Below are 2,302 nucleotides of genomic sequence, written 5' to 3'. Positions count from 1 at the left end.
CGGTACTGACGCTCTCGCTGCCGGTGCAGTCGCTGCGCTGGCGGCGAGCGGACGGCGGGTCCGGACGTCGCGCGGCAGGTGAGGCGGCCGCTGCCCGCGGAGGTCAGGTCGCGGCGAGCAGGTCGCGCACCGCCGCCGCAGCGTCCTCGACGAAGGACGGCAGTAGCCTATGGTGCGGGTACCCCGTCGTCTCCCCGTGGCAAAGAGAGGGTTCGCCATGGCCGACTCCGTTGTCCTCCAGGGGCGTTACCGGCTTGTGCGACGCCTCGGCGAGGGCGGCATGGGAGAGGTCTGGGAGGGGCTCGACGAGACGCTCGGGAGGCCCGTGGCCGTCAAACTGCTCTCGGCGCTCGCCGGCGGCGGCAGTGACGCCGAGGAGATGAGGGCGCGGTTTCTGCGAGAGGCGCGGATCACCGCTGCGCTCCAGCACCCGCACATCGTGACCGTGCACGATCTCGGTGAGGCCGAGATCGAGCATCACCGGACGCCGTATCTGGTGATGGAACTGCTCCGCGGTACCGGGCTCGACGCTGTTGTCAGCGCGGGGCGCGTCGACCTGGCGGACGCAGCGCGGTGGGGTGCGCAGGTGTGCGCCGCCTTGGCCGAGGCACACGCGCACGGCATCCTGCACCGCGACGTCAAGCCCGCCAACATCTCGGTCACACAGGCCGGAGTGGCGAAGGTGCTCGACTTCGGCATCGCCCGCGCGGCCGACCCCTCGTACACGAGCGACAAGCTCACGCGGACCGGATATGTGCTGGGCACACTCCGGTACATGGCGCCCGAGCAGGCCCGCGGGCGGGCGGAGGCAGCCAGCGATCTGTATGCGTTGGGCTGCGTCCTGTACGAGATGATCACCGGCCGACCGCCCTTCCTCGAGGAGGACGCTGTCGGCTACCTCACGGCCCATCTGACGCAGGAGCCGCCCCCGCCGGGCTCCGTGGTGCCGGGGCTGCCCGGTCGGTGGGACGAACTGGTGTTGCGTCTGCTGCGCAAGGAGCCGGGCGCGCGATACGGCTCGGCGGAAGAAGTGGCGTCGGAGCTGCCTCGGCTGGCCGGTACCGGCCCGGTGTCCGTGACACCGGGCCGTACACCGGTGGCGACGAGATCCCCGGACTCGGGGACGGCAGGGCGTACGGCAACGTCCCCGGACGCACCGACTCGTGCGTTCACCGCTCCGCGCCACGACGGGGCTCCCGGCAGGCCTGCAGGGCTGGTCCCACCACGGCTCCTGCACTGCTTCCCGTACCAGGCCCGGGTTCACGATGTCGCCTTCTCCCCTGACGGTAGCCTGCTCGCGGTCACCCTGCACAAAGGACGTGTTGCGGTGACCAGCCTGGCGGGACAGGAACGGTACACGCTGAAGGTGCCAACGGCGTTCGAGAGGCCCGTGGCGGGTGCGGGGTTCAGCACGGACGGCCGGCTTCTCGTTGCTTCGCCCGACAAGACGCTGCGCTGCTTCGACGCCGACGACGGACGGGAACTGTGGCGGATCGCGCAGAAGGAGAGAATCGGCGCTCCCCGGTTCAGCCCCGACGGTTCGAGGCTCGCCACGATGGACGGGGACCGGGTCCTACGACTCCGTGATCCCGACAGCGGCAGAACGCTCGCCGTACTGGACGATGCTCACCACCCGCACAAGCAGGAGTACGGCGGGTTGGACCCCAGATTCAGTCCCGACAGCACGTGGGTGGCCACCGCGTTCCTGGACAAGGTCTGGCTCCACCGTCTGCGTGGTGGCCGGAGCGACAAGGTACTGGTGATCACTGTCCCGCGGGCCACGGCCGAGCTGACGGATCTGGCGTTCTCACCGGACGGGCAGCGGCTGGTCACAGCCCAGAACACGCGTATCTCCGGCGGCGGTCTCCATGTCTGGAACGCGCGTACGGGCGAGCTGACGCAGAGGATGGACGCCCCGAAACGCACCCTCAGCGTGACGTACAGTCCGCAGGGCGACCTCCTCGCCACCGGCAGCGCCGACTGCACCGTGCGGTTGTGGCGGTCGGAGACCGGCGACGAACTGCTGCGTATGCCCCATCGGAGACGGGTGTCCAAGGTGACGTTCAGTCCCGATGGCCGGCTCCTGGCGACCGCCTGTCACGACAAGACGGTCCAACTGTGGAGCATGGTCGGTTAGCGGCCACTGGCGTTCGTCCTCACCGCCGGTCGGACCGGCGACGCACCTGCCATCACGGACGTCATGGCCCGGAGCCCGGTGCCCGGAGGGGGCGGGGTGCCCGGCGGCCCGTCAGGCGAGTTGCCCCCGCGGACGCTCACATTCCCGCGGCTCGCCCTCACCCGG

The 2,302-nt window shown here is 70.4% G+C and carries 1 protein-coding gene; it reads left to right on the top strand.

Annotated elements, in window-relative coordinates:
- Positions 1-217: 217 nt before the first annotated feature.
- The gene (locus HW445_RS27515) at positions 218-2,137 is read left to right on the top strand and encodes a WD40 repeat domain-containing serine/threonine protein kinase (protein ID WP_180223577.1); all 1,920 of its coding nucleotides are present in this window, start codon (positions 218-220) and stop codon (positions 2,135-2,137) included.
- Positions 2,138-2,302 lie beyond the last annotated feature (165 nt).

Source organism: Streptomyces sp. UH6, assembly GCF_013421635.1.
Taxonomy (GTDB): Bacteria; Actinomycetota; Actinomycetes; order Streptomycetales; family Streptomycetaceae; genus Streptomyces; species Streptomyces abyssomicinicus.
The sequence above is the reverse complement of the archived record's forward strand: the minus strand, read 5'-3'. Positions and strand labels throughout refer to the sequence as shown.